The sequence below is a fragment of the uncultured Barnesiella sp. genome (assembly GCF_946496565.1).
GTDB classification, from domain to species: Bacteria; Bacteroidota; Bacteroidia; order Bacteroidales; family Barnesiellaceae; genus Barnesiella; species Barnesiella merdigallinarum.
The window spans coordinates 45,995-70,027 of sequence record NZ_CAMMHD010000012.1 but is presented as its reverse complement, the minus strand read 5'-3'; the positions used below and the strand labels follow the sequence as shown (position 1 = coordinate 70,027).

General features: G+C 49.4%; 16 protein-coding genes. 4 read left to right on the top strand and 12 right to left on the bottom strand.

Going from position 1 to position 24,033, the window contains the following annotated elements:
• Positions 1-8: 8 nt before the first annotated feature.
• The 5 genes from Q1K76_RS07840 to nadA form a co-directional block, all read right to left on the bottom strand.
• Positions 9-2,387, bottom strand: a complete 2,379-nt coding sequence (locus Q1K76_RS07840; protein ID WP_300132330.1) for a two-component regulator propeller domain-containing protein — start codon at positions 2,385-2,387, stop codon at positions 9-11.
• Positions 2,388-2,396: 9 nt separating this feature from the next.
• Positions 2,397-2,972: a non-canonical purine NTP diphosphatase gene (locus Q1K76_RS07835; RefSeq protein ID WP_087407900.1), complete on the bottom strand. Its 576-nt coding sequence runs from the start codon at positions 2,970-2,972 to the stop codon at positions 2,397-2,399.
• A gap of 174 nt (positions 2,973-3,146) precedes the next feature.
• The gene (locus tag Q1K76_RS07830; protein ID WP_087407901.1) at positions 3,147-4,016 is read right to left on the bottom strand and encodes a YitT family protein; all 870 of its coding nucleotides are present in this window, start codon (positions 4,014-4,016) and stop codon (positions 3,147-3,149) included.
• Between the two features lie 104 nt (positions 4,017-4,120).
• Positions 4,121-6,892 carry a leucine--tRNA ligase gene (gene leuS, locus Q1K76_RS07825; RefSeq protein ID WP_300132326.1) on the bottom strand — a complete coding sequence of 924 codons (2,772 nt, stop codon included), beginning with the start codon at positions 6,890-6,892 and terminating at the stop codon, positions 4,121-4,123.
• Between the two features lie 45 nt (positions 6,893-6,937).
• Positions 6,938-7,930, bottom strand: coding sequence for a quinolinate synthase NadA (gene nadA / locus Q1K76_RS07820; RefSeq protein WP_300132323.1), 993 nt, complete (start codon positions 7,928-7,930; stop codon positions 6,938-6,940).
• Between the two features lie 503 nt (positions 7,931-8,433).
• On the opposite strand from nadA, the gene Q1K76_RS07815 reads away from it, so the two are divergent.
• Positions 8,434-8,964: an RNA methyltransferase gene (locus Q1K76_RS07815; protein WP_258326898.1), complete on the top strand. Its 531-nt coding sequence runs from the start codon at positions 8,434-8,436 to the stop codon at positions 8,962-8,964.
• On the opposite strand, the gene Q1K76_RS07810 is transcribed toward Q1K76_RS07815, so the two are convergent.
• Positions 8,959-9,561, bottom strand: coding sequence for a DUF4294 domain-containing protein (locus Q1K76_RS07810; protein WP_087407904.1), 603 nt, complete (start codon positions 9,559-9,561; stop codon positions 8,959-8,961). The two genes, Q1K76_RS07815 and Q1K76_RS07810, sit on opposite strands and share 6 nt — an antisense overlap.
• Before the next feature lie 437 nt (positions 9,562-9,998).
• Here Q1K76_RS07810 and Q1K76_RS07805 point away from each other — a divergent pair, with 437 nt between their 5' ends.
• Complete coding sequence (locus Q1K76_RS07805; protein ID WP_298662014.1) at positions 9,999-10,778, top strand: radical SAM protein; 780 nt, start codon at positions 9,999-10,001, stop codon at positions 10,776-10,778.
• 100 nt (positions 10,779-10,878) lie between these two features.
• Here the strand turns inward: Q1K76_RS07805 and Q1K76_RS07800 are convergent, their stop codons facing one another.
• From Q1K76_RS07800 to Q1K76_RS07780, 5 genes are all read right to left on the bottom strand, one after another.
• A complete protein-coding gene (locus Q1K76_RS07800; RefSeq protein ID WP_300132319.1) occupies positions 10,879-13,827 on the bottom strand; it encodes a T9SS type A sorting domain-containing protein in 2,949 nt (982 codons plus the stop codon).
• Between the two features lie 166 nt (positions 13,828-13,993).
• Positions 13,994-15,397: a hypothetical protein gene (locus tag Q1K76_RS07795; protein ID WP_300132318.1), complete on the bottom strand. Its 1,404-nt coding sequence runs from the start codon at positions 15,395-15,397 to the stop codon at positions 13,994-13,996.
• A gap of 177 nt (positions 15,398-15,574) precedes the next feature.
• Complete coding sequence (locus tag Q1K76_RS07790; RefSeq protein ID WP_087407908.1) at positions 15,575-16,330, bottom strand: succinate dehydrogenase/fumarate reductase iron-sulfur subunit; 756 nt, start codon at positions 16,328-16,330, stop codon at positions 15,575-15,577.
• Between the two features lie 43 nt (positions 16,331-16,373).
• Entirely contained in the window at positions 16,374-18,395 is a 2,022-nt protein-coding gene (locus Q1K76_RS07785; protein ID WP_300132316.1) for a fumarate reductase/succinate dehydrogenase flavoprotein subunit, read from the bottom strand.
• A 37-nt stretch (positions 18,396-18,432) separates the two neighbouring features.
• Positions 18,433-19,122 (bottom strand): succinate dehydrogenase/fumarate reductase cytochrome b subunit, encoded by a 690-nt coding sequence (locus Q1K76_RS07780; RefSeq protein WP_298662008.1) that lies wholly within the window; start codon positions 19,120-19,122, stop codon positions 18,433-18,435.
• Between the two features lie 219 nt (positions 19,123-19,341).
• Between Q1K76_RS07780 and Q1K76_RS07775 the strand changes: the two genes are divergently transcribed.
• Together Q1K76_RS07775 and Q1K76_RS07770 are read left to right on the top strand one after the other, a co-directional pair.
• Positions 19,342-20,430 (top strand): TlpA disulfide reductase family protein, encoded by a 1,089-nt coding sequence (locus Q1K76_RS07775; protein WP_300132314.1) that lies wholly within the window; start codon positions 19,342-19,344, stop codon positions 20,428-20,430.
• 280 nt (positions 20,431-20,710) lie between these two features.
• Complete coding sequence (locus Q1K76_RS07770) at positions 20,711-22,573, top strand: right-handed parallel beta-helix repeat-containing protein (RefSeq protein WP_300132312.1); 1,863 nt, start codon at positions 20,711-20,713, stop codon at positions 22,571-22,573.
• A gap of 179 nt (positions 22,574-22,752) precedes the next feature.
• On the opposite strand, the gene Q1K76_RS07765 is transcribed toward Q1K76_RS07770, so the two are convergent.
• The gene (locus tag Q1K76_RS07765) at positions 22,753-23,853 is read right to left on the bottom strand and encodes a hypothetical protein (RefSeq protein ID WP_258326890.1); all 1,101 of its coding nucleotides are present in this window, start codon (positions 23,851-23,853) and stop codon (positions 22,753-22,755) included.
• Positions 23,854-24,033 lie beyond the last annotated feature (180 nt).

The following is a 24,033-nucleotide window of genomic DNA, read 5'->3' as shown; positions in this document are numbered from 1 at the left end:
CTCCCTGTTTAGTTGACAACCAGTATTTTGGTAACCACTCCCGATTGACTGCCGCTTGCACTCGACGAGGCAAAGACCAGATAGACACCGGTTTTCACCCGCTTGCCGTTGCGGTCGCGACCGTCCCACGAAATTTGTCCACCGTTGGAATACCCTTGGAAAAAGAGGTTTCCGGCCGTGTCGGTTATCTTCACCAGACTGTTGTCCATCAATCCCGTTACCGAAATCCACCCCTCGTAATCGGGCCGTACCGGGTTGGGAAAAGCATAGACACTGCTGTAATCTTCGTTGCCCTGTACGGCATCGGAACGATAGGCGGCCAGACCGCTGGTCGTCCCCACATAGGCGATACCGGTCACCGGGTCGACCACTACCTCGGTCACAAAGTCCGACGGCAGCTTGCTGTTCTCGGTTGTAAAGTGCTCGAGCACCTCCGACCCATCGGCACTCACCACATAGAGCCCCGACTCGCGGGTACCTATCCACTTGCGGTTGGCACCGTCGATAAAAATGTCGGTAATGTTGATATTCTGCAACAGATAGTCGGCATTGTCGGTACCGTCGTTACGGGCTATCTTGATGCGGGTACAGCGGAAATTGTCACTAAAGACATTGTCGGGATTCGTAATGACGATAGGTCCCGACGAGGTTCCTATCCAAATCTGGCCGTTATGATCCTCGGCAATGCAATTGTAGTAGTTGGGGGTAAAGGTCTTGTTGTCCTGGTCGATAAACGAAACCAACTTTCGAGTCCGGTCATCGGCTGTTGTATTGTAGGTACCCTTATCGTCGAAAGCAAAAACCCAACCCGGCCAATCGCCATAGATGACCCACTTGGGGGTAGAACGCTTGGGTATAAGCAACTTGGCATATTTGTTATTCACAATATCGGAATACTTGAACTGATACCAATCACTCACCTTGAGTTGGTCGGTACTGAGCGACAGTTTCGACTTGGGCAGCATGCACACACCCACATCGCCGGTATGAGCCACCCACAAGTTACCCTCCTGGTCAAAGGTCACCACAGGCACACTCAATGCCCAATCCATATACTTCGTAAACGGAGAGTTTTCGGTCGTATAATGGCCTACACACTCGAAGTTCGTAAACTTGTATATGCCCTCGAACCAGGTACCTATGTAGAAAGTATTGGGATCATCGGGATCGAATGCCATGTTGTAGCTCGAGTATAACGTAGCGGCATGCTTGTCATTGACCAGTGGTAATTCACCAAAATCGATGGCGGTCCAATTGTTTTGATCCAACACGCTCATGCGAGTCTTCGCATACTGGTCTTCGGTTCCCCGACGAGGCCCCGAGTTGCTCACATACAACTTGTTGTCGTTTATAACCAGGTTCCAGGGATCGGCTACATTCGACACATTGGGCATAAAAGGCTCTTTCAACATGGTCACCTGGTCATTTTCCATCTTGAAATGGCACAAGCCATATTCACCCAAAGCCCATATAGACTGATCCTTTTCATACGACGAGGTCACTACATCTGTCAGATACTTTGACTTATCATAAAAAATATAGGATTGATCATATTGAATGCCGTTATCCAAATTGCTCGTACTTACAAAAAATACATAGCTATCATTGGATACCATACAGGTCTCATAATATTTTTGTAAATATTTAGCACCTATCGACAATGTATGTAAGAGAGTCGTCAAATCTGATATTTTGTAGGTATAAATTGTTCCATTTTGAATGAAAAGCAAATACTCATCATTCATCTGCATCATGGCCGATGTCTCTACTGTTGACGCATAAAGAGTGTTCCATTGAGTCAAATTGTACTTAAGCACACTATCCTTATTCAGGTAAAAGATGCCGGCGTCATAAGCGATAAACCAGTATTTGTCACATACTTCTATCAGATTTATCTTCTCCCCGTAGTTGTACGACTCGCTCACCTCATACTTCTCGTCGTTGAGTACAACAATACCGAAGTCGGTAGCCAAGTAGATGCGGTTGCCGTAAAATTTCACGTCGTTGACACTCTTCGACGAGGTCATAATGGCATTCTTTATATCGGGGATATTGTACACCTTGCCGTTGTCGTAGAGAATATCGATATTCGAGTTGGCATATACCACCACCAGATAGTTCTTATCGTAGTTGTAATAGATATTTGCCACATCTATATCGTTCAACAGGTTGTTCTTGTTGTAGGACTCTATCTCCTCGGTCTCCTTGTCGAAGCAGAAAAGCGAAATGCCCGACACGTAATAGACCCGGTCGCCGGTATCTATCACCTTCACGGGATCGCCCATCGACGAGTAGATCTGCCAGCTACCCACAGCCAACTGCGCCCGCGTCAAAAACGCAAACGACAATACGATGAAACCTATTAAAGCCGATATTCTCCTTGACATATCAAACGATTATAATGTATTCAAAAATTCCGACAACCTCTTCACGGCCCGAGCCCGATGGCTGATCTTGTTTTTCTGCTCCTCACCCATCTGGGCAAAAGTCTCATCGTGTCCTTCGGGTACAAATACCGAATCGTATCCAAACCCCGACGAACCCCTGCGTTCGTCGATGATACTTCCATCTATCTCGCCATAGAACAGATGTTCCTCACCCCCCAGAATCAAGGCTATGCAGGTAATGAAACTGGCTCTTCTATCCATCCGGTTTTCCAGATTGGCCAGCAGTTTGTCTATATTTTTCTCCGAGTCGGCAGGCTCGCCGGCATACCGGGCCGAGTATACACCGGGCTCGCCGTTGAGTGCTACCACCTGCAAACCGGTATCGTCGGCAAAGCAGTCGTAACCATATTTCTCCTTCACATAACGGGCCTTTTGCAAGGCGTTTCCTTCAAACGTATCGGCTGTTTCGGGTATGTCGTCGTGACAGCCTATGTCGTTCAAGCTGAGAATCTCTATCTTATCACCGACAATAGCCGAGATTTCTTCCAACTTGTGTTTATTATTCGTGGCAAAAACCAGTTTCATAATCAAAACCTTTTTTGTAAAAATAAGAATGCAGTCAAATTTCCGTTTCTAAAAATTCAACTGCCCTCCCCTGTTTATGTATAACGATAAATATCTCTTTTTATTTTAGATACCTATCTGTTGGGAGAATATCTGTCTCTCCCTGTTTTCCCGATATGTTGTATATTTCCTGAATCAAGTCTTTATCTTGTCGAATCCCTCGCCGTAAACACCAACGACATTCGATTGCGAGATGAAGGCCTTGGGGTCTATCGACTTGATCAACCGGAATATCTTCACCGACTCGTTACGTTTGGCCAGAATCATCAGCACCTTCTTGGGCTGTTTGGAGTACCATCCCATGCCATCAAGCACGGTTACACCCCGATGTATATCCTGGTTGACATGCGTAGCTATCTCTTCGTACTTGTCCGACAAAATCAGTATCTGTACCGACTGGCGCTTGCCGTTGATAACCATATCCATCGTGTAGCTCATCACACCCATCACCACATAACCGAAAATCATCTTCTCTATGCTGTGGAACAGCACGTACGAGCTGGCAATGATCAGGAAGTCGATATACATCATCATCTTGGCAAACGAGATGTTTTTGTACTTGTTGACGATGGCGGCGATAATATCGGTTCCGCCCGTACTGCCGTTCGATACAAATACCAGACCTACTCCCAAACCGCACAAAATACCACCGATGATGGCCGACATGAAGGGCTGCTCCTCGACCAGAGAGTGAGGTATGAACTCGGGCAGTATTCCCAGAAAGAACGAACACATGAACACACTGAAAATCGTGCGTACAAAAAACTTAAGTCCCAATACCTTGATAGCTGCCAACAACAGAACCACGTTGATGGTAAAATACGACACCGATACCGGTATCTTCGTTCCATAATAGATTAAGGCTGCAATACCGGTCACACCGCCGGTAGTAATTTCGTTGGGCAGCAAAAATCCAACCCAACCCAGCGCATACAGCAACAAGCCGAATATGATGACCATATAGTCTTTTACGGCATACAATACACTGTTAAAAGGCAATCGCATATTACTCTTTGTTTCTAAACTGTTTACTCCTTCTTATTATATTCTTGTATATCAAAAAAATATCCATGCCCACCACTCATGGCAAGCATGGATCAGGTATTTCATTATATCACAATATTGACAATCTTGTTGGGCACCACGATAATCTTCTTGGGGGTCTTACCCTCGAGCCATCGGGCCGACGATTCGTGGTTGAGAACAATCTGCTCTATCTCTTCGCGCGGTGTACCGGCCTTTATCTCGAGGCTGAAACGGGCCTTGCCGTTGAACGAGACGGCATACGTCACCACATCTTCCTTCAGATACTCTTCGTTCCACACGGGCCACTCGGCATCGCATACCGTCTGGTCGTGACCCAACTCGTGCCACAACTCTTCGCTAATGTGCGGGGCAAAAGGTGCCAACAGAATAATCACCTTTTCGAGCATCTGCTTATTGCGCGATTTCAGCGCCGTCAGTTCGTTTACACAAATCATAAAGGCACTGATCGAGGTGTTGTACGAGAAGTTCTCCACATCCCACGAAATCTTCTTGATGAGCTTGTGTACCGATTTCAACTCCTCTTTCGTAGGCTCGGCATCCTGCACGGCCAGCTTGTCGCCCTGATAGAAAAGGTTCCACAGTTTTTTCAAGAAGCGGTGTACACCGTCTATGCCGTTGGTATCCCACGGCTTGCTCTGCTCGATGGGGCCCAGGAACATTTCGTACAGACGCAACGTATCGGCTCCATATTTCTCGACAATATCGTCGGGATTGACGACGTTGAACATCGACTTAGACATCTTCTCTACGGCCCAACCGCAGATGTAGCGGCCGTCGTCTTCCAAGATAAACTCGGCCGTAGCAAACTCGGGACGCCATTTCTTGAATGCCTCTATGTCGAGTACATCGTTGCTCACGATGTTTACATCGACGTGAATGGGCGTCGTGTCGTACTCCTTGCGTTTGTTGAGCGTAACGAACGTATTGGTGTCCTTTATACGGTATACAAAGTTGGAACGCCCCTGTATCATACCCTGGTTGATAAGTTTCTTGAAAGGCTCATCCTCGCAAATCACCCCTTTGTCGAACAGGAACTTGTTCCAGAAACGGCTGTAAATAAGGTGACCCGTAGCGTGCTCGGTACCACCTATGTAGAGGTCGACATTGCGCCAATACTCGTTATTATCTTTCGATACCAGCGCCCTGTCGTTGTGGGGGTCCATATAGCGCAGATAGTAGGCCGACGAGCCGGCAAAACCGGGCATCGTGCACAACTCCAGCGGATAGTGGTCTTCGGTCTCCCAGTTCTTGGCTCGACCCAGCGGGGGTTCACCCGTCTCGGTAGGCAGGAACTTATCCACCTCGGGGAGTTTCAACGGCAGCTTGCTCTCGTCGAGCATATAGGGCATGCCCTCCTTGTAATATACCGGGAAGGGTTCACCCCAGTAACGCTGGCGGCTGAAGATGGCATCGCGCAAACGGTAGTTCACCTTTACACGGCCTATGCCTTTCTCTTTAATGAATTTCTTGGTAGCGGCAATGGCATCCTTTACCTCCATGCCGTTCAGGTCGAGACCGTTGCCACACGAGTTTATCATCTTGCCCTCCTTGGCATCGAAACTCTCTTCCGACACGTCGCACCCCTCGATCAAGGGAATGATAGGCAGGTCAAAATGCTTGGCAAAGGCGTAGTCGCGGCTATCGTGAGCCGGTACCGCCATGATGGCACCCGTACCGTAACCGGCCAATACATAGTCGCTCACGTAGATAGGAATATGTTTGTTGTTCAACGGGTTGATGGCATAGGCACCCGTAAACACACCCGTCACGCTGCGGTCCATCAGGCGCTCGCGTTCGGTGCGGTGTTTGATGCTCTCGAGGTATTTGTCGACAGCCTCTTTCTGCTCGGGAGTTACCACCTGTTGCACATACTCGCTTTCGGGAGCCAGTACCATGAAGGTAACCCCGAATACCGTATCGGCACGCGTCGTGAAGATGGTAAACTCTACGTCCGAGTCTACTACCTTGAACTGCATCTCGGCACCCTCCGAACGGCCTATCCAGTTCTTCTGCGTCTCTTTCAGCGAGTCGGTCCAGTCGAGTTTGTCGAGTCCGTCGAGCAGACGTTGGGCATAAGCCGATACCCGGAGGCACCATTGGCGCATCACCTTCTGCTCTACGGGATAGCCACCCCGTATCGATACTCCTTCGCTCACCTCGTCGTTGGCCAGCACCGTACCCAGTTTCGGACACCAGTTTACCATCGTGTCGCCCAGGTAAGCAATGCGGTAGTTCATCAGCGTCTCCTGCTGCTCCTTCTCGCTCTTGGCTTTCCACTCGTCGGCCGTGAACGAAAGCTCTTCGCTGCAGGCCGCATTCAACCCTTCGGTACCTTTCGTCTCGAAATGTTTTACCAGCTCTTCAATCGAACGGGCCTGTTGCCTGTCGTTGTCGTAGTAGCTGTTGAACATCTGTATGAAGGCCCACTGGGTCCACTTGTAATACTCGGGATCGCAGGTGCGAATCTCGCGGCTCCAGTCGTAGCAGAAACCAATCTTGTCCAACTGCTCACGATAGCGATTTATATTCTTCTCGGTCGTAATGGCCGGATGTTGTCCGGTCTGTATCGCATACTGTTCGGCCGGAAGTCCATAAGCATCGTAACCCATGGGGTGGAGCACGTTGAAACCTTTCAGCCGTTTGTAACGGGAATAGATGTCAGAAGCAATATATCCCAGCGGGTGACCTACGTGCAGACCTGCACCCGAAGGATAGGGGAACATGTCCAATACGTAGTATTTGGGTTTCTCCTTGTTTTCGGTAACCTGGTAGATGTGATGCTCTTTCCAGTACTTCTGCCACTTTTTCTCTATTTCTTTGAAATTGTATTCCATGATGAACAATATGTGATAGGTGATATTTTTTTAGTTACTCTTCTCTTAAATTCCCAGTGAAGCCGATATGTCGAGCATACGGCGTATGGGTTTGATGGCCTCCCGGGCTATGGCTTCGTCGATCGTGATTTCGGGCAACTCGTACTTGAGGGTATTGTACAGTTTCTTCATCGTGTTCAACCGCATGAAGTTGCACTCGCTGCAGCCGCAGGTACTGGCATCGTCGGGAGGGGCCGGAATGAACTCCTTGCCGGGGTTGCTCTTCTTCATCTCGTGCAGGATACCCGACTCGGTAGCTACGATAAAGCGTTTGCAGTCCGACTGGGTAGCAAAGCGCAACAAGGCGGCCGTCGAACCCACCTTGTCGGCCACAAGCAGAATGTCGCGTTTGCATTCGGGGTGGGCCAGCAGCAGGGCATCGGGATACTCCTTTTTCAACGCTACGATTTTCTCGAGCGAGAATTGCGAGTGCACGTGGCAGGCACCGTCCCACAGCAACATGTTCCGACCCGTGACGCTGTTGATATAGTTTCCCAGATTTTTGTCGGGACCGAAGATAATCTTCTCGTCGGCCGGGAAGCTCTCTACTATCTGTTTGGCGTTCGACGAAGTCACCACCACGTCGGTGTGTGCCTTTACGGCGGCCGAGGTGTTCACATACGAAATCACCTTGTAGCCGGGATGTTGTTTTACAAACTCGGCAAAGGCATCGGCCGGGCAACTGTCGGCCAGCGAACAACCGGCATTCAGGTCGGGGATGAGCACCTTTTTGTCGGGGCAGAGTATCTTGGCTGTCTCGCCCATGAAGTGCACGCCGCAAAGCACCAGTATCGACGCATCGGTCTTGGCGGCCCATTGGGCCAGCGCCAGCGAGTCGCCCACATAGTCGGCAATATCCTGTATATCGCCCGACTGGTAGTAGTGAGCCAGCACGACGGCATTCTTCTCACGCTTCATTTTCTCGATCTCGGCTACCATATCCACGCCTTCGGGAACAGGCATATCCACATAACCTTTGGAGATATTTACATCGAACATATATATTATTCCTTTTTTATTTTTTAATTTAAAATTCTTATTGTTGATGATAATAGGCTGTTGACAGTAAGGATAACTTCTTGTTAAAATAGTTGCTTTTTATCTTATCAACCTTCGGGGGTTACGTTATCCGCGTCTTGTCAACGTCATTATCTTGTTATAATGAGCCTATTAAATTCCTTATCAACTCCCTGTTTACAAACTGCAAAGTTAATAACTTTATTCTATTTGTATGATTGATAAATAGATATTTTGAGGTGGATATTTCAACTCACAACTGGTGCATATATTATTTGCATTTTTACGGAGAGGGGTAGTATAGAGGTAATTTTCTGATTTCAAAATTTTGTACCGCTTTTTAAGCCCTCATTTTATAACGGCTTATCCACACTTGTACACACGGTTATTAACGATGCTGTTTACAGGGTAGGAGACGGGTAAAAGAAATTGGCTTTGTCGGGTGTATGTATTATCTTTGTCGATGCTTGTAAAGAGAGTCGTTTATGAAGAAAAAGAGTATTTTCGACCTGCACCGGGTTTCGCAAGAGGAGTTTAAACATCTCGAAAAGATACCGTTAGTAGTTGTGCTGGACAACGTGCGCAGCCTCAACAACATCGGGTCGGTATTCCGTACGGCCGATGCCTTCAAGGTGGCCTGCATCTACCTTTGCGGAATCACCGCCACACCGCCGCACACCGATATACACAAGACCGCACTGGGGGCCGAGGATAGTGTCGACTGGATTTATGAGCAAGATACCTATACGGTTGTTGATAAGTTGTTGGCGGCCGGTTACGAGGTTTATGCCATCGAACAGGTGGAGGGGAGTATCAGTCTCAACGACATCGAGTTGGACAAGAACAAGCGATATGCCGTGGTGTTGGGCAACGAGGTAAAGGGGGTACAACAGTCGGTTGTCGACAAGTGTACGGGCAGCATCGAGATACCCCAGTTCGGTACCAAACATTCGTTGAACGTTTCGGTTACGGCCGGTCTGGTCATTTGGGATTTTTTCAAACAACTGGGGTTATAGCGAACCCTGTTCTACCAGAATGCAGATGCGCTCAATGGTCTTGTCTTTACCTTCGGGTTGCCAGTCGGTCTTGAGCGAGGCGCCGAACATCTTGCCGAAGAATTGCCAGAAGTTGGCCCTGAAGCTTCCCAGAAAAGCCTTTATCAACTCGTAGGACGATTGGTTACACTCTCTGTTTATCAGCTTGATAAGCATCTTGCCTTGCGACAAGGTAAACTTTTTCAACACCGGTTTATATTGTTGAAAAACCTCTTTCTCCATACGTTTCATGTGCTGCTCGCGAGCCTCGTCGTCGGGGAGAGTCTCCATATATTCATACGTCTCTATGAAGATATTGTAGATGAGTTTGGCATAGGGTAGGGTCTTTTTCACATCGCGTACGGTTTTCCAGTAAAATTTCTCCTCCTTTTTGTTTTTGAATTTTTCGGGGGGAAATACATAGAAGGTGCGTAGTCCTATCAACGCTACCGTATCGTTGTCGATAACTACCCGATAAAAATGTTTATAAGCCGGATGTTCCTCCTGAAAGATCTGTGCCTGAAGGCTCGGAACCATCAGAAAGAGAAAAAGAAACAATATGGACCATCCTCTTTTCATCGGGTACAAATGTAAATCTTTCGATTTTTCGATGACTATTTTTTTGCAATAATTATAATATTAACCGGTGTTGATAGTGTATGTGTACAGATTGTCCATATCTTGTGGATATGATTGTTTATTTATGGTTAATAGTTTAATAAATAGAATTTTACAAATTGTTTATAACGTGAGTATTTTTTGTATTTCGGTGGTTGAAAACCCGTGGATAAGCTGTTGGTATGGCTGTTTTCAGACTTTTGTCTCCCGATTGTTTTTTCATAAGTTGATAAATCGTTGACATCCTTGTTTATTATTCTTATATATAATTGACATATAAATAGATATAGTTTATTCACAACTTGTGTATAACTTGAAAAGGAGTATATAGATTTTACAAAAATCTATGGTTGGATAGTAGATAAATTCTACCTTTGTAAAGTAAAAAGAGTATTGCTATGCAGACAGTGTTATTTCATGAAATCATTTACGGACCCGTGCACAGCCGTCGTCTGGGCATATCGCTGGGTGTGAATCTGTTGCCGACCGATGGCAAGTTGTGCTCGTTCGACTGTGTCTATTGTGAGTGCGGCTACAATGCCCAGGGAGTGGGCAAGAGCGGGTTACCCTCGGCCGACCAGGTAGAAGAGGTGTTGAAAACCCGTTTACAGGCCATGCACGAGGCGGGCGAAAAACTCGATGTCATTACCTTTGCCGGTAATGGTGAGCCTACGTTGCACCCGCAATTCGAAAAGATTATAGATACTACGCTCTATTTACGCGACCACTACTACCCCGAAGCCAAGATAAGCGTGCTCTCCAATGCGACCCGCATTCACGACGAGTCGGTATTCAAAGCCCTGAACCGGGTCGACAACAACATACTCAAACTCGACTCGCTCCGTCCCGAAACGGTGGCCTTGATCGACAATCCCAACGACCCCCATTTCGATGTGAACCGTGTGGTGTGCGACTTGAAGCGCTTCTCGGGCAATGTGATTGTGCAGACCATGTTCCTGCGCGGCTGGCACAATGGACAGCGCATCGACAATACCGTAGAAGAGGAGCTCTCGCCGTGGTTGGAGGCGCTGCAGTACATTTCGCCCCGTTCGGTGATGATTTATACCATCGACCGTAAAACCCCTGAGGAATCGCTCGAAAAGGTCTCTCGCGAGGAGTTGGAGCAGATAGCCGCCCGGGTGAGGGAGCTGGGGCTGGAGGTTTCGGTATCGGCCTGATGGCTGTTCACATGATATGAACATAGGCTGTCGATAATACAAGAAAACCCGATGCAGATAAACTGCATCGGGTTTTCTTGTGAGGTAAAAGGGTGATGTGTTATTTCACAATTACCTTTTTACTTTGTGTCGAAAGAGTGTTATGAACTTTTACTATGTAGATACCTTGGTTAAGGTTTAGGTCTCTTTCGTTGATTACCCGGCCTTCCCATACGAGGCTGCCGCTTGTGGTATATACCTGTACGGCGGCATCGTCGGCTACGATTCGGAGTATACCGGGCAGGCTCCATACTTTAACCCCTGCAGTCTCGGTTTCGTCGATAGCCGATTCGTCGGCAAATTCGGCCGTTACTACCGAAGCCATCTTCACGACAAACGACGAACCGCTTACGCTCACGCCGTTTACCTTCACGTTTCTCAGCAAGTAACCTTCGTCGGGGAGAGCCGTGATGGTAACCGTGCTGTTCTTGGCCACCTTGTCGCCCGAGTTTACTACCTCGTTATTCTCGTTGCGCAGTTCCAGTGAACCGTTCTCCGAGGGTTCGATGGTGATGTAGGCCTCGTTGCAGCCGCTGCCGTCGCCATCGATAGAGACTTTCCAACCCTTCTTCGTAGCGATGGAGGTTTCGCTGGTTTCGGCTTCGTTTTCATTGCTGATACCGGCAATGAAGAGGTTGGCCGTTGTAGGCGTGGTAGCGCAGACGGGCAGGTGATAGTAGAGGTCGTTGAGCTCGCAAGCCGTCATACCGTTGCCCGAGCACTCGATGTAGTTCAGTTTCGTGTTGTTCGACAGGTCGATGGGTTCGAGTTGGTTGCCGTCGCAGAAGAGGCGTTCGAGCTCGGTATTTTTCGACAAGTCGAGGGTCGTAAGCTGGTTGTTCGAGCAGGTGAGTCGCACCAGTTGCGTGTTGTGGGTTACGTCGAGCGAAGTCAGGCCCATGTTGCTGCATTGCAGTTCCTGCAGGTTGGAGAGCATGCTCACGTCGATAGAGCTCAGTTGCGAGTTGTTCTGTACGTCAAGCAACATCAGTTTGGTGTTGTTGGCCAGAGTCACGCTCGAGAGCGAGTTGTTGCGTATCACAGCCTCTTCGAGTTCGGTATTGTTCGACAAGTCGATGGATGTCAATTCGCAGTCGTAGCAGGTAAGCGAGAAGAGTTTCGTATTCTTCGACAGGTTGAGGGTACCTATTTCGTTGTAAGAGCAGTCGAGTTTGCCCAATTCGGGGTTCTTCGACAGGTCGAGCGAGGTAATACCCGTCCAATAGCAGTCGAGGGTAGCCAGCGTAGCGTTGTGGGTTACGTCGAGCGAAATCAGGTGGTTTTCGGAGCAATCGAAATAGTCGATCAAGCCGCTGATACGGATAGTCGTACCCTTGGAGTTGCCGTCGAGTCTCACAATCGATTCGTTGTCGATGGTCATGGTCTCGATTTCGCCGTTGCCCCAGTCGATTTCAACTTCGGTTTCAGGGTCAATTCCGCTTATTCCGAACGAGAAAGGCACGTTGTTCTCTACCTCCATGGCAATGTAGTTGTTGGCAGCGATGGGGATGAATACGGCCGATACGGTTACATTCTCCGAAGCAGCAAAAATATTGCTGTTGATGCGTTGGCCGTTCACCTCGTAGTAGCGCACCTGATAACCTTCGGCAGGCGAGGCGGTGATGTAGGTAGGTACACCCGATTCGAGCTGGTTGTTTTCGACTGCGTGCAGTTCGTGTGTTACCAGGTCGGGTTGCGAGAGGGTGAAGGTTCCCAATTCGGAGGGTACGATTGTAGCCGTCACCGTGCCGCAGGTAGCACTGCCGTCGCCTGTAACGTCGACTGTCCATTTCGATTCGGTAGCGATGTAGGTGTCGCTGGTCTCGGCATTGCTGCCTTCGAGCAGCAGGTTGGGGTAGGGGCTTGCACTCTCCAGACCCGAGAGAGTCTGATACATGTAGTTGAGGCTGCAGGGAGTCATACCCTTGTTGTTGCGAATATCGATGGTATTGATGCCCTGGTTATAGTAAAAGTCAAGGTAGGTAAAGAGGTTGTTGGGGCCCCAGAATCTTGTCAGGTGAGTGTTTTGGCTCAAGTCTATTTCGGTAAGCAGATTGTCGCCACACTTGAGCGAAAGCAGGTTGGACATGTTCGACACGTTCAGTTTGGTCAGTTGGTTGCCATCGCACGAGAGGTTGGTGATTTTGCTGTTTCCTGTCAGATCGAGCCGGGTCAACTGGTTGTTGCTGCATACCAGGTCCATCAGGGCGGTATTGGCAAATACATTCAGTTCGGTCAGATAGTTGTCGTTGCAGAAGAGCTTTTCGAGTTTGGCATTTTGGGTCAGGTCGATTGACTGGATGTAATTGTAGCGAATGTCGAGCTGTTGCAGTTCGGCCAGTTTGGTAACGTCTATCTCTGCCAGAGCATTCCCCTCCAGGTTGATGGAGTAGAGATTGGGGCAACCCGACAGGTCTATGGCGCTCAGGTCGTTGTTGTAGGCCGTAATCGACTCCAGAGCACTGCCTTCGCTGGGCAATATGATGGTTGTGATGCCGCCCCGGTCGTCGGGGTTCGACGCATCGGTTTTATCGTAGCGGCAGTCGAGGTTTCTCAGTTTTTTGTGCTCCGACAGGTTCAGGAACATCAGTTTGGGGTTGTTGTAGCAGTTAAGGGTTTCGAGGTTGGGGGCACCCGAAATATCAAGATTGGTGCGTTCTATCTCGTTGCGGTAGCAGTCGAGTGTGGTCAACTCGGGTTCGTTGACAATCGAAAGCGAAGTTACATGTGCTTCGGAGCAGTCGAACGAACGCATGGGCGAGAGTATCCGTATCGTGTCGCCCACTTGATTGTCGCTCACACTGCGAGTCCACATACCGTCTACGGTATACTCTTTTTGAACACCGTCACCCCAGTCGACAATCACTTTACCGTCCGAGGCTACCGGCGAGGGGTAGAAGGTAAACTCACTGCCCAGTTCGAGCGAGGTGGTGATTTTTATTTCACCCCATGCCTCTGAAACTCCCAGAACGAGGCACAACGAAAATAGAAAACTTGTAAATTTTTTCATACGATTTGTTTTGTTTTGGTCTCTTGCAAAGGATATTTCTTTCGAAATGAAAATTCTGTAATACAAAAATGAGAAAAAAATAAGAAAATAACAATACGCGAGGTGTTGCTATTTAATCAGAAATATATGTTGATTATCAGATGATTATAAAATGAAGCGTTGCAATTTAACGTTTCGAAAGATTTTCTTCGCCCAAAATGACCACACCCAGACCCTGGTCTGAAAAGTTTTGAGGTATTTTTTTTCGCAGTCGGGTGCGTTGCGAACGTATGGTTTCGTTGCTGATTCCACGGCATACGGCGCACTCGCGAGTCGAGAATCCCAGTTGAATGAGGGCACAGAGAAAAGCGTCGTTTCCCGTCAGCGGCACTACACTCGAGAGCTGTTGCAGGTAGGGGTCGAACTCTTTTACGACAATTGCCTGAAACTCCTTTTGCTCGTCGTAGCTGAGCGACTCCTTGCCCTGGGTAATCCGTCGGTACCACTCGTTGTAGGTGCTGGTTGTCTTGAAATCGCGGCTGCATCGTTCGCCGGCCTTGCGTATGATTTCGACCATTTGCAGTTCTCGGCTCTCGTTTTCCTGGGCCCGGGCCTCCTGTTTCTCCCATTTATGGGCAAAGAGTTGTTCGTTGCGACGTTTGAGGTGTTGGCGATAAAACAGGAATACGGCTACCGAGATCAACAGCAAGGCTACCACACATATCGTTATGGCTACAATCAGGCGTGTGTGGCTCTGTTCCTGCAGATCGGTAGTAATGCGTATATGCTCCTGGCGATCTATCTGGTGGGCTATAGCCATGTTTTCGATCGAGTCGGAAAGTCGGTAAGCCTCTTGCAGATACCGGTATCGCAACGAGTCGGCTATACCGGCTTCGTCGGGTAGGTCGGCCAGTTTGAAGTAGGCCGATGCCCTTACCGACATATCGTCGCTACGGCTGGCCTGTTCGAGATAAAAGAGAGCCGAGTCGTATTGCATCTGCAAGGCAAAAAGCTGTCCCCTCACGGCATAATTGCGCAGCCGTTTCACCTTGTTGCGGGTCAGTGACAACGCTGCTGCATTGCATTGCAGGGCCCGGGCCAGGTCGTTGTGCTGTTTGTATGCGCTGGACAGGTTGTTGTAGACCGACGAGCGTTCCTCTCGGTCGGCTATCTGGTCGAGGAAGGCGAGAGGTTTTTCGAAGTAGAACAGAGCGCTGTCGGGGTTTTTGTAGAGGTAGTGATACTTGCCCATACCCCGGTAAGCGTGCGACAGATTGCTTTTGTCGGGCAGGTTTTGCGATACTTTCAGAGCCTGTGTGTAGGTGTCCCAGGCCGTTTCGTAGATATTGTGGTCGAGCAGAAGGTCGCCCAGCCGGTTGTATATCGACGCTTCCAACTCGGCGTTTTCGGTTCCGTCCAACTGTTTCAGAGCTTGACGATAGAGTACGATGGCCGAGTCGGGGATGTGGAGCTCTTCCATCTCCAGGGCTTGCTGATAGAGCGATTCGGCCCTTCCGGAATGGTAGCGGCTGCACGAGCCCAACCCTATCCATAACAATACGAATATGACGAATAGAAAACCTCGTCTCATAGCCAAAACACAAATACGCAGTCCAAAGATACGAATAATTCGTTATCTCGAAACTCTATTTGTTCTCGATTTTCGGTCCTAGTTCGATGCGATGAGTCGCGATGGGGTGGTGTTCTATAAAAAAACAATCCCGGGAAGGCCTTCCCGGGATTGTTTTTTGACGTATGAAAGAGGTGATTAGTCTTTCAGTTTGGCGCAGATGAACTCGCGGTTCAAGCGGGCGATGTTGGTGAGCGAGATGTTCTTGGGGCACTCGGCAGCGCAGGCACCGGTGTTGGTGCAGTTACCGAATCCCAGTTCGTCCATCTTGGCTACCATGGCACGGGCACGAGCGGCAGCCTCTACGCGGCCTTGCGGCAGCAGGGCATATTGGCTTACCTTGGCCGAAACGAAGAGCATGGCCGAGCCGTTTTTACAAGCAGCTACACAAGCACCGCAACCGATACAGGTAGCCGAGTCCATAGCCTCGTCGGCAGCCTCTTTCGAGATGGGTATAGCGTTGGCATCTTGAGCACCACCCGTGTTGATGGAGATATAACCACCGGCTTGCTGTATTTTGTCGAAGGCACGACGGTCTACCATCAAGTCGCGGATTACGGGGAATCCGGCCGAACGCCACGGTTCAACCGTGATTACATCGCCATCGTTGAACTTGCGCATGTGCAACTGGCAGGTCGTCACGCTGGTGTCGGGGCCGTGGGGGTGTCCGTTGATATAGAGCGAACACATACCGCAGATACCTTCGCGGCAGTCGTGGTCGAAAACTACGGGCTCTTTACCCTCGTTGATGAGTTGCTCGTTGAGCAAGTCGAGCATTTCGAGGAAAGAGCTGTCGGTAGATACACCGTTGAGTTTATATTCCTCAAATCTACCTTTTTCTTTGGGCCCTTTTTGGCGCCAAATCTTCAGTGTTATATTGATTGTTTTTTCCATAACTTTATCGTGTTATACCGGAATTAAACGGCGATTAGACAAATTATTTCTTGTAGTTACGTTGTTGAACCTTGATAGCCTCGTATTTCAGTTCTTCCTTCAATAGTTCGGGCTTCTTATCTTCGCCTTGGTATTTCCAGCAGCTTACATACATAAAGTGTTCGTCGTCACGTTTAGCCTCTCCGTCTTCGGTTTGATACTCTTCACGGAAGTGGCCACCACAAGACTCTTCGCGGTTGAGAGCGTCGAGAGCCATCAACTTGCCTATTTCGAGGAAGTCCTCTACGCGCAGAGCTTTTTCGAGCTCTACGTTCAGCGTATTGGCTTCGCCCGGGATACGTACGTTGGTGTAGAATTCTTTCTTCACCTCGTCGATTTTCTTGAGTGCGGTTTCGAGTCCGGCTTTGTTACGGCCCATACCTACATACTCGACCATGATGTGGCCCAGTTCTTTGTGGATAGAGTCAACCGAGCGTTTACCCTTGATGTTCATCAAGCGGGCGATACGGGCTTTGACAGCCTTTTCGGCCTCTACAAACTCGGGCAGGTCGGTCGAGAAGCGGGGTACCTGAATCTGGTCCGACAGGTAGTTTTGAATCGTGTAGGGAAGTACGAAGTAACCGTCGGCCAAACCTTGCATCAGGGCCGATGCACCCAGACGGTTGGCACCGTGGTCCGAGAAGTTGGCCTCGCCGATAGCGAACAGACCGGGGATAGAGGTCATCAGTTCGTAGTCTACCCAGATACCTCCCATCGTGTAGTGCGAAGCGGGATAGATCATCATAGGCGTTTCGTAGGGGTTCTGGTCTACGATCTTCTCATACATCTGGAACAGGTTGCCGTAGCGGCTGGCCACAGCCTCTTTACCCTTGATTTGGATAGCAGCGGCTTCGCCACCCAGTTTTTCGATTTCGTGGTGGTCGAGACCTTGGATGGCCTGTTTACCCAGACGCTCGATACTCTCCTTGAAGTCGAGGTAAACGGCATAACCCGTAGCACCTACACCGTAACCGGCGTCGCAACGCTCTTTGGCGGCACGCGAAGCCACGTCGCGGGGCACGAGGTTACCGAATGCCGGATAACGACGCTCCAGATAGTAGTCGCGGTCTTCTTCCTTGATATCGGTCGGTTTCAGTTTGCCGGCGCGGATGGCAGCGGCATCCTCTTTTTTCTTGGGAACCCAGATGCGGCCGTCGTTACGCAGCGACTCCGACATCAGCGTCAGTTTCGACTGGAATTCACCGTGTACGGGGATACAGGTGGGGTGAATCTGCGCATAGGCCGGGTTGGCAAAGTAGGCACCTTTGTGGTAGCATTGTACGGCAACCGAGCCGTTCGATGCCATGGCGTTGGTCGAAAGGAAGTATACGTTACCGTATCCACCGGTAGCGATAACTACGGCGTGAGCGGCAAAGCGCTCGATGTCGCCGGTTACCAGGTTACGGGCAATGATACCGCGGGCACGGCCGTCGATGATGACGAGGTCGAGCATCTCGTAGCGGGTATACTGTTTTACCGTACCTTTCTTTACCTGGCGGTTGAGCGATGCGTATGCACCCAGCAGCAGCTGTTGTCCCGTTTGACCCTTGGCATAGAAAGTACGCGATACCTGGGCACCACCGAACGAACGGTTGGCCAACTGGCCGCCGTATTCGCGGGCGAAAGGTACGCCTTGAGCCACGCATTGGTCGATGATGTTGTTCGACACTTCGGCCAGACGGTATACGTTGGCTTCGCGGGCACGGTAGTCACCACCCTTGATCGTATCGTAGAAGAGGCGGTATACCGAGTCGCCGTCGTTCTGATAGTTTTTAGCAGCATTGATACCGCCTTGTGCGGCGATAGAGTGAGCGCGGCGGGGCGAATCCTGAATACAGAAGTTCAGCACGTTGAATCCCAGCTCGCCCAGCGTAGCGGCAGCCGAACCGCCGGCAAGACCCGTACCAACGACGATGATGTCGAGACGACGTTTATTGGCCGGGTTCACCAATTTTTGGTGTGCTTTATAATTGGTCCACTTTTCAGCCAAGGGGCCTTCGGGTATTTTAGAATCTATTGTAGCCATAACAATTTTTTTTCTGTGAAATGAATAGGTTGGTTTATTAAAGGGTGCAAGTTCCGCAGCCGGTCAGGCTCATGATGTAGAACGAGATGGCAACGGCAACAAAGCCCAAGCAGATAATGGTAGTGAAAATGTTGGAGATACATTTCCAACGGTTGAACCATACGTGGTTGTTGATACCCAGGGTTTGGATGGCGCTCCAGAAACCGTGGGTGAGGTGGAACCACAAAGCTACGAACCAGATGAGGTAAATAACTACATAAACCGGGCAGCTGAAGGTTTCGCGAATCAGGGCGATACCGTCGTGAGGATTGACTTCGGGCAGGTGACCGATAACCTCGTTGAGCTGCATCTTGTACCAGAAGTTGAAGAGGTGCAAAGCCAGACCCAGTACCACGATGATACCCAGTACCAGCATGTTTTGCGAGGCCCACTCTACGCTTTTCGGACGTACGTTCACCAGGTAGCGGTCGTTTCCGCGAGCTTTCCGGTTTTGAATCGTCAGCCAGAAGGCGTAGATGATGTGAATCACGGCTCCGGCGGCGATAACGACCGTACCAATCAGGGCATACCAGTTAGCTCCCAGGAATTGGCATACGGCATTGTAGCCGGCAGGGCTGATTAACGCCACTAAGTTCATACACATGTGAAACGTTAAAAATAGGACGAGAAAGAGTCCTGTCACACTCATGACTACTTTTCGTCCTATGGACGAGTTACTTAACCACATAGGATTTGAATTTAAGTTATTATTTGTTGTAAATAAAGATTATGCAACCTTGCACCATGCAAAAGTAACTGAAGTATGCGGAATATACAAGATAATAAGGAAATATTTCTTTAATGTATAGTCCTTTGGCTTCACTCTTTTTAAATGATAAAGAACGTAAAACTTCCCGTTTTTATCGAAATATCTCTATCTTTGCCTCGCTATCAATTTATAACGTATATGAAAAATAGAAATCTTTTCTTTCTGGTGGCTGCTGCTGCCGCAACGGTTGTTTCCTGCAACTCCAATCCTTCGTCGTATACCATCGACGGAACAGTGGCCGACTCTACCCTGAACGGCGACATGGTTTACCTGACCGATATGGCTTCGCGCGATGTGCTCGACAGCGCGGTGATTGCCGATAACAAGTTCCAGTTCAAGGGCAAGGCCGATACCGCTTTCGTGGGTATGTTGCAAGTACCCTCTTTTTACCGCATGGGATTTATCGTCGAGAACGGTCACATTGCCGTAGAGTTGGGCGAAACCGACAAGGTATCGGGTACTCCGCTCAACGACGAGTTTGCCTCGTTTATGAACGACATCGATTCGTTGAACCAAATCTTCATAGCCAAACAACAAGAGATCATAGCAAAAGGTTTGTCCGACGAAGAGGCTTCGGCCGAGTGGGACAAGGTGCAGCTGACCTTCATCATGCCCGAGATAGACAAACTCTTCTCGCACTACTTCGACCGTAACAACAACAACGCCGTGGGTGCATGGACCCTCTTCAACTGGGATCTTTCGCCCGAGCGTCTCGACTCGGTCATCAACCTGGCCGGCGAAACCCTCAAGGCCGATCCTCTGGTAAAGGTGATGAACCAACGTCTCGAAATCTGGAAAAAGACAGCCGAGGGTCAGATGTTTACCGACTTCACCATCGAGCAACCCGACGGCACGAAGGTTTCGCTCTCCGACTATGTGGGCAAGGGCAAGTATGTGCTGGTCGACTTCTGGGCTTCGTGGTGCGGTCCCTGCCGGGGCGAGATTCCCAACATCAAGGAGCTCTACGACAAATATCACGCCAAGGGTCTCGATGTGCTGGGTGTAGCCGTGTGGGATAAACCCGAAGATACGCAGGCTGCCATCAAGGAGCTGGGTATCGTTTGGCCGCAAATCATCAACGCTCAACAGATACCGACCGAACTCTACGGCATTCAGGGTATTCCCCATATCATCTTGTTTGCCCCCGACGGTACCATCGTTGCACGTGACTTGCGCGACGAGGCCATGAAGGAAAAAGTAGTCGAAGTGATGAAGAACGTGAAATAAACAACAGTAAATAGCCTATAAAGGAAACTTTGGAAGAAACCCGCTTGAGAGACTGCAGGCCGGGTTTTGGTCCGATTTCGGGAGCGACCTCTGCGAGGCCGCTCCTTTTTTTGTAGTATATATTTCATTTCTTTTTCTTTTTAGTTTCTTTTATGTTTCGAATAGAAAAATATAAGAATTATAAAGAAAGCAAACGAAATCTTTTGTGCATAAATAAAAAAATTATTATACTTGCAAAAATAATTATTTCATTTCTTATCACCTTTTAAAAAGTGCTATTATGAAAAACAAACTACTCTTGATGAGTTGCGCATGTTGTTTGTTCTCGAGCGCAGCTTTTGCCGAAACTTTTTTGGTGACCAAGACCTCGGGCGATGCCAGCGAAGAGGGCTCGCTTCCCTATGTGGTGGCCAATGCTCCGGGAGGATCGGAGATAGAATTTTCTATCGGCGACGAAACTACGGTGACTATTCCGGCCACGATACAGATTGACAAGAATCTGACTATCGATGCCCAGGGCAAAACCATCTCGGTGGCCGAGCCGGGGGTATCGAACTACCGTATTTTCAAAATAGGCCTCTATGCGCCGGCCGAAGATGCCGAACTGGTTTCGCTCACGCTCAAGAACTGTACGCTCTATGGCGGTGACGGCACGGCCCTGATTGACGACGAAACAACCATGGCCTCGTGGTCGGCAACGATTCTCGTGGGTAAGAACGGTTCGTTCACCGGCGAAAACCTGCTCTTCGACAAGGCTCGGAACGGTTATGCACCCGGTATCATGGCTTGTGGCGACATTACTCTTACGAACTGTACGTTCCAGAATCTCTCGGCTACGAAAGTGGGCGGTGCCGTCTATACCAACAGCGGTGTGACGGGCCGTTTCACCGACTGTACCTTTACCGACAATACCAGTACCACGCATGGTGGTGCCGTAGGTTGCTCGGGCAGTACAAACTATTTTACAGGCTGTACCTTTACCGGCAATGAGGCTTCCGGTTCGTCAGCCGATGGCGGTGCCATATTTTTGCAAAATGCCGGAGCTTCGGCCGAAATCGATAACTGTACATTTACGACCAATAGTGCAGGTCATTACGGCGGAGCCGTGGTGCAAAAAAACAATGTGACCGACGGTGTTTTGAAAATTACCAATTCTACATTCAACGACAATACGGCCAACGGTGGCGGTGCCTTGTTGACATGGATGGGCAATATAACGGTAGAAAACTGCTCGTTCGAGGGTAATAGCTCTACGGGAACCTCGGGTGGTGCCTGGTATGCATCATTCAAGACGGAGGTAAACTACAATATCTCGGGCTGCTATTTCGGCGAGAATACCTCGGCAGCTCACGGGGGTGCCATTCTCTCGACCTCCGATGCGGCTACCCTCACCAACTGTACTTTCTACCAGAATGAAATTACGGGAGCCTCCAAAGGTGGCGGAGCGTTGGCTTTCCAGGGAAATGCCAGTGTCTACAACTGTACTCTCGTAGGCAACAAGAGTGTGCACGATACCTACGGAGCGGGTATTCATATAGCTTCGGGGGCTGTGGTTAATGTATACAATACGATTGTCGTAGGTAGTGAGGGAGGTCCCGACATCTACACGTACGACAACTGTACGCTGGCCGGTTCGCACAACATCTACGGAACCGAGCTGGAAGGCGACCCGGTTACGGTCGATGAGTTTGTAGACAACACGGTATATACCGACCAGACTTTGTTTGCCGATGCCGAACCCGTTCCGGCTCTCAACGAGGGAACTACCAAAACGATAGCCATCTCGCCCGAGGGTATTGCTGCCGGTGCCGGTATCGTGGTAGAGGGTGTTCCCACGGTTGACCAACGGGGTAAAGCCCGTTCGGAAACGGCTCCTTCAATCGGCGCCTATGAGGTAGAGAAAGCCACTTCGATCGAGCGGGTAGCTGTTGAAAAACTCTTCTGGCCCAACCCGGCACAAGATTATATCACGCTGGCCGACGGTGTGTCTGAGGTAGCTGTCTACGATTTGCGTGGTGCTTTGGTGCTTGCAGCTGAGGCTCCCGTACAGACCCTTTTGGTCGACGGGCTCGATGCAGGTGTCTATCTGCTGCAAGTGACAGTGGGCGGTAAGGTATATAACCATCGACTGCTTGTCAAATAAATCATAACATTTTCAACTTGTGCGAGAGTGGGGACTTGTGATGAGTTCCCGCTCTTGTTGTGTGTATACTTGCAGACACGAAGCTCTTGGGGGAAAGCCACGAATGGCTCTACCGACTTTTAGGGTTGGCATTTCGAAGGCTTGTCCGGCCGGGACCATGGGGAGACTGGTCTCCTGTGTCAGTCAGAGTTGCGCACGCTGCGCTCATCCCATGTAATGTACTTTTGCGTCATTTTGCCTTTGTTGCCGATAATTATTTTCTGCTGGCTGATGACCTCCTGGGGCCATCCGTCGGGGAAATATTTTATGTGCAGAAATTCTTTGCTTACGGCATCTTCGGTCACTTGCTCGTCAAATCCGGTATCCATATCTTCCTTCACGGTAGTAGCGTCCTCTTTGTCCATAAGCATATCGACGAACCCACCAAGCAGTTGCTTGATATCTTTCCTGGGTATGTAATTGTTGATTTCGATGATTATATCATATTCATAACTTTCGGGGTCGATGGTTGCCGACAGGTAAGTATCCGATTCGTACTTGGTATCGGTGGCCTCTTCGTGCAGGGTGGTCTCTTTCAGGGGGAACTGGTATCCATGGTATTGGAAAAGCATTTCCAACTCTTCCGTATAGCTTTGTACCAGCTTGCTGGGGTCTATGTTTCTGAATAGCTCGTCGGCTTTTATGCCGGTTGAATTCAGTTTGTCCATCCATGAAGATTCTTGGATGATTCCGTCGAATACACGCTTGGCCTGTTTCTCCACCTCTTCCAGGTTGTCATATTGGATAATCTTTCCTAACTCGTCTGTTCTGAACCGTATGGTTGTACCCGCAATTTCGTCTTGAAGTCGTTGGACGGTTTCCTGCATGAAGTTCTGCATTTCGGATTCGGCATCCGTGTCTGTGCTGAATTTCAGAAACTTGTATTCCATCTGATACCCCTCTTTTGTAGAGTCGGTAACCGTTATCATCACTTTGGTGTTGGCTCCAAGGGTCTTGACCGTGTCGGTCCCTTCAAATTTCCAGGAGCCTTCGCTTATCCAGTAGGTCATGGTATCGCGTTCGTTGAACCAGGCGACGATTGGCAGGGCTGAATCTTCCTCTTCTGTGGTAGCCGCCTTGGCCTGGTTGCAATAGGGCAGAGCTGTGAACGAGGCGAATAGTATCAGGCAGATTGCCCATAGCCGTGTGGAGTATAAATTTGGCAATCCGATGCGGTTCTGCGTGGCAGACCGTTGAGGGGTCTTTGCAGGGACTGACTCTTGTAAGTTGTGTTTTTTCATGGTCTTGTTTTTTTATATGGTTATTTTTGTTTGGATGGCCCATGGAGGCCGGGGGCTGTTTTTATTTTATATTCATCTGTGTCTGAAGGGGGAGGATGCTTGTTTCACAAAGATAATGTAAAGCGGACAGGAAAACAACTGTTAGTCTGGCTTTTTCAGGAAGTGGGGTCAGAACGGAGG

Coding starts and splice junctions, on each gene's coding strand:
- nadA (WP_300132323.1), bottom strand. CDS start 7,930: ATGTTCGATGTAAATATCTCCAAAGGTTATGTGGATATGCCTGTTCCC.
- Q1K76_RS07780 (WP_298662008.1), bottom strand. CDS start 19,122: ATGTGGTTAAGTAACTCGTCCATAGGACGAAAAGTAGTCATGAGTGTG.
- Q1K76_RS07805 (WP_298662014.1), top strand. CDS start 9,999: ATGCAGACAGTGTTATTTCATGAAATCATTTACGGACCCGTGCACAGC.
- Q1K76_RS07795 (WP_300132318.1), bottom strand. CDS start 15,397: ATGAGACGAGGTTTTCTATTCGTCATATTCGTATTGTTATGGATAGGG.
- Q1K76_RS07830 (WP_087407901.1), bottom strand. CDS start 4,016: ATGCGATTGCCTTTTAACAGTGTATTGTATGCCGTAAAAGACTATATG.
- Q1K76_RS07770 (WP_300132312.1), top strand. CDS start 20,711: ATGAAAAACAAACTACTCTTGATGAGTTGCGCATGTTGTTTGTTCTCG.
- Q1K76_RS07810 (WP_087407904.1), bottom strand. CDS start 9,561: ATGAAAAGAGGATGGTCCATATTGTTTCTTTTTCTCTTTCTGATGGTT.
- leuS (WP_300132326.1), bottom strand. CDS start 6,892: ATGGAATACAATTTCAAAGAAATAGAGAAAAAGTGGCAGAAGTACTGG.
- Q1K76_RS07785 (WP_300132316.1), bottom strand. CDS start 18,395: ATGGCTACAATAGATTCTAAAATACCCGAAGGCCCCTTGGCTGAAAAG.
- Q1K76_RS07840 (WP_300132330.1), bottom strand. CDS start 2,387: ATGTCAAGGAGAATATCGGCTTTAATAGGTTTCATCGTATTGTCGTTT.
- Q1K76_RS07775 (WP_300132314.1), top strand. CDS start 19,342: ATGAAAAATAGAAATCTTTTCTTTCTGGTGGCTGCTGCTGCCGCAACG.
- Q1K76_RS07815 (WP_258326898.1), top strand. CDS start 8,434: ATGAAGAAAAAGAGTATTTTCGACCTGCACCGGGTTTCGCAAGAGGAG.
- Q1K76_RS07765 (WP_258326890.1), bottom strand. CDS start 23,853: ATGAAAAAACACAACTTACAAGAGTCAGTCCCTGCAAAGACCCCTCAA.
- Q1K76_RS07800 (WP_300132319.1), bottom strand. CDS start 13,827: ATGAAAAAATTTACAAGTTTTCTATTTTCGTTGTGCCTCGTTCTGGGA.
- Q1K76_RS07835 (WP_087407900.1), bottom strand. CDS start 2,972: ATGAAACTGGTTTTTGCCACGAATAATAAACACAAGTTGGAAGAAATC.
- Q1K76_RS07790 (WP_087407908.1), bottom strand. CDS start 16,330: ATGGAAAAAACAATCAATATAACACTGAAGATTTGGCGCCAAAAAGGG.